This is a genomic window from Bradyrhizobium sp. 147, assembly GCF_023073935.1.
GTDB lineage: Bacteria > Pseudomonadota > Alphaproteobacteria > Rhizobiales > Xanthobacteraceae > Bradyrhizobium.
Map to the genome: position 1 here is coordinate 48,189 of NZ_JADPKL010000049.1, position 6,528 is coordinate 54,716.

At 63.3% G+C, this 6,528-nt stretch carries 6 protein-coding genes; 5 read left to right on the forward strand and 1 reads right to left on the reverse strand.

What is annotated here, in order from left to right:
• Positions 1 to 40: 40 nt before the first annotated feature.
• A complete protein-coding gene (locus IVA87_RS11575; RefSeq protein WP_247304036.1) occupies positions 41 to 583 on the reverse strand; it encodes a MarR family transcriptional regulator in 543 nt (180 codons plus the stop codon).
• A gap of 109 nt (positions 584 to 692) precedes the next feature.
• Here IVA87_RS11575 and IVA87_RS11580 point away from each other — a divergent pair, with 109 nt between their 5' ends.
• The 5 genes from IVA87_RS11580 (at position 693) to fahA (ending at position 6,331) form a co-directional block, all read left to right on the forward strand.
• On the forward strand, positions 693 to 2,306 hold the full coding sequence (locus IVA87_RS11580) for an FAD-dependent oxidoreductase (protein WP_247304038.1): 1,614 nt from the start codon (positions 693 to 695) through the stop codon (positions 2,304 to 2,306).
• A gap of 7 nt (positions 2,307 to 2,313) precedes the next feature.
• A complete protein-coding gene (locus IVA87_RS11585; RefSeq protein ID WP_247304040.1) occupies positions 2,314 to 2,547 on the forward strand; it encodes a DUF2783 domain-containing protein in 234 nt (77 codons plus the stop codon).
• 24 nt (positions 2,548 to 2,571) lie between these two features.
• Positions 2,572 to 3,528: an MBL fold metallo-hydrolase gene (locus tag IVA87_RS11590; protein WP_247304042.1), complete on the forward strand. Its 957-nt coding sequence runs from the start codon at positions 2,572 to 2,574 to the stop codon at positions 3,526 to 3,528.
• Positions 3,529 to 3,530: 2 nt separating this feature from the next.
• Positions 3,531 to 4,877 carry a homogentisate 1,2-dioxygenase gene (hmgA, locus tag IVA87_RS11595; RefSeq protein ID WP_247304044.1) on the forward strand — a complete coding sequence of 449 codons (1,347 nt, stop codon included), beginning with the start codon at positions 3,531 to 3,533 and terminating at the stop codon, positions 4,875 to 4,877.
• 179 nt (positions 4,878 to 5,056) lie between these two features.
• A complete protein-coding gene (gene fahA, locus IVA87_RS11600) occupies positions 5,057 to 6,331 on the forward strand; it encodes a fumarylacetoacetase (RefSeq protein ID WP_247304045.1) in 1,275 nt (424 codons plus the stop codon).
• The last annotated feature ends 197 nt before the right edge of the window (positions 6,332 to 6,528 follow it).

The window sequence follows — 6,528 nt, forward strand, 5'->3', positions numbered from 1 at the left end:
GGTTCGCCGCTGTCGCAGCGCCCCGGAATGACAGTATCGCCTAATACGCCTGCTTGGCGTCCGCCTCTTCGCTGGTCTGGATCAGGTCGAGGCTCTCTTCGATCTTGCCGAGCAAAGCCGAGAGCTGCTTGCGCTCCTGCGCGGAGAGGCAGGCGAGGATCTCGTCTTCCCGTCGCAGCAATTGCGGGAACAACTCCTCATAGAGCGCGCGGCCCTTTTTCGTCAGTTGCAGGCGAAATTCGCGGCGATCGGCTTCGTTCTCGACCCGCTCGATCAGCCCCTGCTGCAGCAGCGCCGTCACCGCACGGCTGATGGTCGATTTGTGCGTGCGGGTGCATTGCGAGATGAATTGCGCGCTACAGGCGTCGTTGCGGAAGCCGAGCGTGGCGATCACGCGCCACGCCGGAATATCGAGGCCATGCCGTTCCTGATATTCCACCGCGAGCGCGGAACTCACCTCCGCCGCGAGCCGGTTGAGGCGGAACGGCACGAACTTAAACAGATCGAGTCGAGGCTTTGGCCGCGATGAAGCCTCTTCGGCTTCGCGTGTCCTCAGCGCGATGTCACTGGATGTCCTTGCCAAGCAGAGCGCTCCGAATTCAGTTGACGGCCGGCCGGCTCCGGTCCAAAATAGTTGCACGTGAGACTATCTAGCAGATCAGTCCTCTCCTGACCAGAGCCGAGGTTAGTGCATGGCGCAGGCCAAATCCCAGTTCGGCTACCAACGCCACCCCGATCAGGATCGTTCGGGCCAGGACCCGGCCGCGCATCCGCTCGTGGTCGTCGGTGCGGGTCCGGTCGGGCTGTCGCTGGCGATTGACCTTGCCCAGCGCGGCCAGCGCGTCGTTCTTCTTGATGATGCAGACCGTATCGGCGAAGGCTCGCGCGCGATCTGCTTCTCCAAGCGTTCGCTGGAATATTGGGACCGGCTCGGCGTCGGCGACCGCATGGTCGAGAAGGGCGTGGTCTGGAGCGTCGGCCGGATCTTCCACGGCGAGTCGCAGCTCTATCAGTTCAACCTGCTGCCCGAGGACGGTCACAAGCGGCCGGCCTTCATCAACCTTCAGCAATATTACGCCGAGGCCTTTCTGGTTGATCGCATCCAGGATCTGCCTGCGATCGACCTGCGGTGGCGCAACAAGGTGACGGCGCTGGAGCAGCGCAACGATGCCGTCGCGCTGACGATCGAGACGCCCGAGGGCGCCTATCGGCTGCACGCGCAATATGTCGTCGCCTGCGACGGCGCGCGATCCTCGCTGCGACAGATGGTCGGCGCCGAGTTCGCGGGACAGGTGTTCGAGGATCAGTTCCTGATCGCCGACGTCAAGATGACCGCGGAATTCCCGACTGAACGCTGGTTCTGGTTCGATCCGCCGTTCCATGCCGGACGTTCGGCGCTCTTGCACCGGCAGCCTGATGATGTCTGGCGCATCGATCTCCAACTCAATCGCGACGCCGATCCTGTCGTCGAGAAGAAGCCGGAAAACGTGCGGCCGCGCATCGCGCGCATGCTCGGGCACGACAAGTTCGAGTTCGAGTGGATCTCGCTGTACAAATTTCAATGCCGGCGGATGGACCGCTTCATCCACGGCCGCGTAATTTTTGCCGGCGATTCCGCTCACCAGGTCTCGCCCTTCGGCGCACGCGGTGCGAACTCGGGACTCGAGGATGCCGAAAATCTCTCCTGGAAGCTCGACCGTGTGCTGCGGGGGACTTCGCCCGCGAGCCTGCTCGAGAGCTATCATGCCGAGCGCAGCATGGCGGCTGACGAGAACATCCGCGAATCCACCCGCTCGACCGATTTCATGGCGCCGAACTCGCACCAGGAAGCGCGGCTGCGCAAGGCGGTGCTGTCGCTCGCCAAGGAGACCGAGTTCGGCAAGCGCATGGTCAATGGCGGCCGGCTCTCGGTGCCGTGCAGCTACGACTCGCCGCTGTCCTCGCTCGATGCGGATACGTGGCACGGCGGACCGTCGCCCGGCTGTTCCATGCTCGACGCGCCCGTCGCAACGCGGACCGGCGAGCAGATCTATCTGACGGATGCCTTCCGCAAGGGTGGAACGGACTTCACCTTGCTGTCGTTCAGCAATGGCGCGCCGACCGACGTGCCCGATGGCATCAAAGGCATCCGCATTGGAGATGAGGGCGGACTTGCCGATCCCTCGGGCCTGGTCGCGAAACGCTACGGCGCCGAGCCGGGCGCCGCCTATCTGCTGAGGCCCGACGGTTACGTCGCGGCGCGCTTCCGCCGCCCGACGCGTGCGACGATCGCGGCAGCGCTGGCGCGGGCCGAAGGCTTGTATTGAGGTTCTGATGCCGCTCTCCACCAGTTCCAACTTCGCGCGCCCCGACGATGCCTTTCGCGCCATCGTCGAGGCCCATCGCGGGCTCACCGACGAGCAGAGCGCCGATTTCGACGCGGCGCTGGTGCTGATCCTCGCCAACCATATCGGCGACATCGACGTGCTGCGGGAGGCGATCGGACTTGCAAAGCGCCGCATGATCGACGGCCAGCAGCAACAACAGCAACAACAGCAACAACAATAACCCAGTGACCTGAAGGACGAATTGATGGCGAAGAACTTCGCATCCACCGGCGATCTCTCCGAGAAGAAGATCACCTTCTCGGAGATCGGTACCGATCTCTACGCGTTCACCGCCGAGGGCGATCCCAACACCGCAATCATCGTCGGCGACGACGGCTGTCTCGTGTTCGATGCGCAGGCGACGCCCGCAATGGCGAACAAGGTGATCGAGCGCGTGCGCACCGTGACCGACAAGCCGATCAAATATGTCGTGCTGTCGCACTATCACGCGGTGCGCGTGCTTGGCGCCTCCGCCTACAAGGCGCAAGGCATCGTCGCCTCGCAGGAGACCTATCGGCTGATCGAAGAGCGCGGCAAGCAGGATTGGGATTCCGAATACGGCCGCTTCCCGCGCCTGTTCCAGGATGCGCAGAGCATTCCAGGCCTGACCTGGCCGACCCTGACGTTCGAGGGCGAGATGTCGATCTATCTCGGCAAACGCGAGGTGCGCCTGATGCAGTTAGGTGCCGGCCACACCTCCGGCGACATCGTCGCCTGGGTGCCGGACGCAGAGGTGATGTTCTCCGGCGATCTCATCGAATATCACTCGGCCTGCTATTGCGGCGATGCGCATTTGCGCGAATGGCCGCTGACGCTGAACGAGATCCGCAACTTCAATCCCAAGGCGATCGCGCCGGGCCGCGGTGATGCCCTGAAGGGCACAGCCACCGTGCGCGAGTCCATCGCAATGACGCGTGATTTCGTCACAACGCTTTATGGGGCCGCGGAAATCTCCGTCGCCAAAGGGCGCACCCTGAAGGAGACGATGGCGGCGACGCGCGAGGTGATGGATCCGAAATTTTCGAGCTTCGCCATCTACGAGCACTGCCTGCCGTTCAACGTGTCGCGCGCCTATGACGAAGCGTCGGGAATCGACGATCCTGTGATCTGGACCGACAAGCGCGACCAGGAAATGTGGGCAGCGTTGCAAGGAGGAGGATAGTCATGAACATCAACACCTCGCCCGATCAGATCATCCGCAGTTCCGCGCAGGTGACGCCGGGTTACATGTCCGGCTTCGGCAACAGCTTTGAGACCGAGGCGCTGCCGGGCGCGCTGCCGATTGGGCGTAATTCGCCGCAGCGCTGCGCCTACGGGCTCTACGCCGAGCAGCTCTCGGGCTCGCCCTTCACGGCGCCCCGCGGCAGCAATGAGCGCTCCTGGCTTTATCGCATTCGTCCGTCGGTGAAGCATTCCGGTCGCTTCGAGAAGATCGATGTAGGGCTGTGGCGCTCGGCGCCGTGCCATGAATACGATCTGCCGATCGCGCAGCTGCGCTGGGATCCAGCGCCGATTCCGCAGGAGGAGATGACCTTCCTGCAGGGCGTGCAGACCATGACGACCGCCGGCGACGTCAACACGCAGGCCGGCATGGCGGCGCATGTCTACCTCATCACCAAGTCGATGGTGGACCAGCACTTCTACGATGCCGACGGCGAGCTGATGTTCGTACTTCAGCAGGGCAATCTGCTTATCGTCACCGAGTTTGGCCGCATCGATGCCGAGCCCGGCGAGATCGTGGTGATCCCGCGCGGCGTCAAGTTCCGCGTGGAGATCCCGAACGGTCCGGCGCGCGGCTATCTCTGCGAGAACTATGGCGGCGCTTTCACGCTGCCGGAGCGCGGCCCGATCGGCGCCAACTGCCTCGCCAATGCGCGCGACTTCCTCACGCCGGTCGCAAACTACGAGGACAAGGACACGCCGACCGAGCTCTTCGTGAAATGGGGCGGCTCGCTGTTTAAGACGCAGCTCGCCCATTCGCCGATCGACGTTGTGGCCTGGCACGGCAATTACGCGCCCTACAAATACGATCTGCGTACCTTCTCGCCCGTCGGCGCGATCGCCTTCGACCATCCGGATCCCTCGATATTCACCGTGCTGACCTCGCCGTCGGAAACGGCAGGCACTGCGAACATCGACTTCGTGATTTTTCCCGAGCGCTGGATGGTCGCGGAAAACACCTTCCGCCCGCCCTGGTATCACATGAACATCATGAGCGAGTTCATGGGGCTGATCTACGGCGTCTACGATGCCAAGCCGCAAGGCTTCGTCCCCGGCGGCATCAGCCTGCACAATTGCATGCTGCCGCACGGCCCGGACCGCGACGCCTTCGAGCATGCCAGCAACGGGGAATTGAAGCCGGTGAAGCTGACCGGCACCATGGCCTTCATGTTCGAAACCCGCTACCCGCAGCGCGTCACCGCACATGCCGCGACCTCGCCGACGCTGCAAGACGACTATGCAGATTGCTGGAAGGGGCTGGAGAAACGCTTCGATCCAAGCAAGCCGTAGCTTTCTTCCCCTCTCCCCTTGTGGGAGAGGGTCGCTCGCGGCGCAGCCGCGAGACGGGTGAGGGGTTATCTCCGCAAGAGAGCCTCTCTCACTTGGACGCGTGGATAGAACCCCCTCATCCGGCGCTTCGCGCCACCTTCTCCCACAAGGGGAGAAGGAAGAAAGGAACCGAGCCAAAAGTGACAACCCACCCCAACGATCCCAGCCTCCGCTCCTTCATCGAGGTCGATCCCGCCTCGGACTTCCCGATCCAGAACCTGCCCTATGGCGTGTTCTCGACCGTGGCCAATCCGACGCCGCGGGTTGGCGTCGCTATCGGCAATTATGTGCTCGATCTCTGGAAGCTCGAGCAGGATTCCCGGCTCGACGTCGGGCCGCTCGGTATATTCTCCGGCGCCTCGCTCAATCCGTTCATGGCGCTGGGGCCGAAGGTCTGGACGACAACGCGGGCGCGGATCAGTGAGCTCCTGCGCCACGATCATCCGGAGCTGTGCGACAACGAGGAGTTGCGCAAGCAGGCGCTCGTGCCGATGCGCGATGCAAAACTGCATCTGCCCTTCACCGTCTCCGGCTACACCGACTTTTATTCCTCCAAGGAGCACGCCACCAATGTCGGCGTGATGTTCCGTGGCAAGGACAATGCGCTCCAGCCGAACTGGCTGCATATGCCGATCGCTTATAATGGCCGAGCCTCGACCGTCGTAGTGTCAGGGACGAAAGTGAAGCGACCGCGCGGGCAGCTGAAGCCGCCGAATGTGGACTTGCCGAGCTTCGCGCCGTGCAAGCGGCTCGACTTCGAGCTGGAGATGGGCGTCGTCGTTGGCCAGCCGTCGCCGATGGGCGGCATGCTCACCGAGAGCCAGGCCGAGGAGATGATCTTCGGGTTCGTGCTGCTCAACGACTGGAGCGCGCGCGATATCCAGCAATGGGAATATGTGCCGCTTGGCCCGTTCCTGGCAAAAGCATTCGCAACCTCGATCAGCCCATGGGTCGTGACGCGCGAAGCGCTGGAGCCGTTCCGTCTGAAGGGGCCGGAGCAGGAGCCGGCGCCGCTCGATTATCTCAAGCAGAGCAAGCCGCAGAACTACGACATCGCGCTCGACGTGTCCTTGCGGACCGCCGGTGCCAACGCCCCCGCCAGCATCAGCCGCACCAATTTCAAGTACATGTACTGGTCGTCGGTGCAGCAGCTCATGCACCACGCCTCCAGCGGTTGCGCCATGAACGTCGGCGATCTCCTTGGGAGCGGCACCATCTCCGGCCCGGAGAAGAACCAGCGCGGCAGCCTCTTGGAAATCAGCTGGAACGGCACCGAGCCCGTGGAGTTGCCCGGCGGCGCCAAACGCTCCTTCCTGGAGGACGGCGATTCCCTCGTGATGCGCGGCTGGTGCCAGGGCAACGGTTATCGCGTGGGGTTTGGCGAAGTGGAGGGGACGATTCTGGCGGCGGAATAGGGTGCCGCACATTCAGACTTCCTAGGGTGGGCAAAGGCGCGTCAGCGCCGTGCCCACCATTCTTCTGCAATTATCGTGGCGATGGTGGGCATGCTTCGCTTTGCCCACCCTTGTATTAGCCTGATCGGTTATGTTGAGCCGTTCCGTGAGGAATGGCCCAGCCCGGGTGGCCGCCCGAGCTGGGTCGCCGTTCGATC

Bases quoted from the DNA above. Each gene is read 5' to 3' on its own strand.
- IVA87_RS11580 (WP_247304038.1), top strand. From the start codon at position 693: ATGGCGCAGGCCAAATCCCAGTTCGGCTACCAACGCCACCCCGATCAG.
- IVA87_RS11590 (WP_247304042.1), top strand. From the start codon at position 2,572: ATGGCGAAGAACTTCGCATCCACCGGCGATCTCTCCGAGAAGAAGATC.
- IVA87_RS11585 (WP_247304040.1), top strand. From the start codon at position 2,314: ATGCCGCTCTCCACCAGTTCCAACTTCGCGCGCCCCGACGATGCCTTT.
- hmgA (WP_247304044.1), top strand. From the start codon at position 3,531: ATGAACATCAACACCTCGCCCGATCAGATCATCCGCAGTTCCGCGCAG.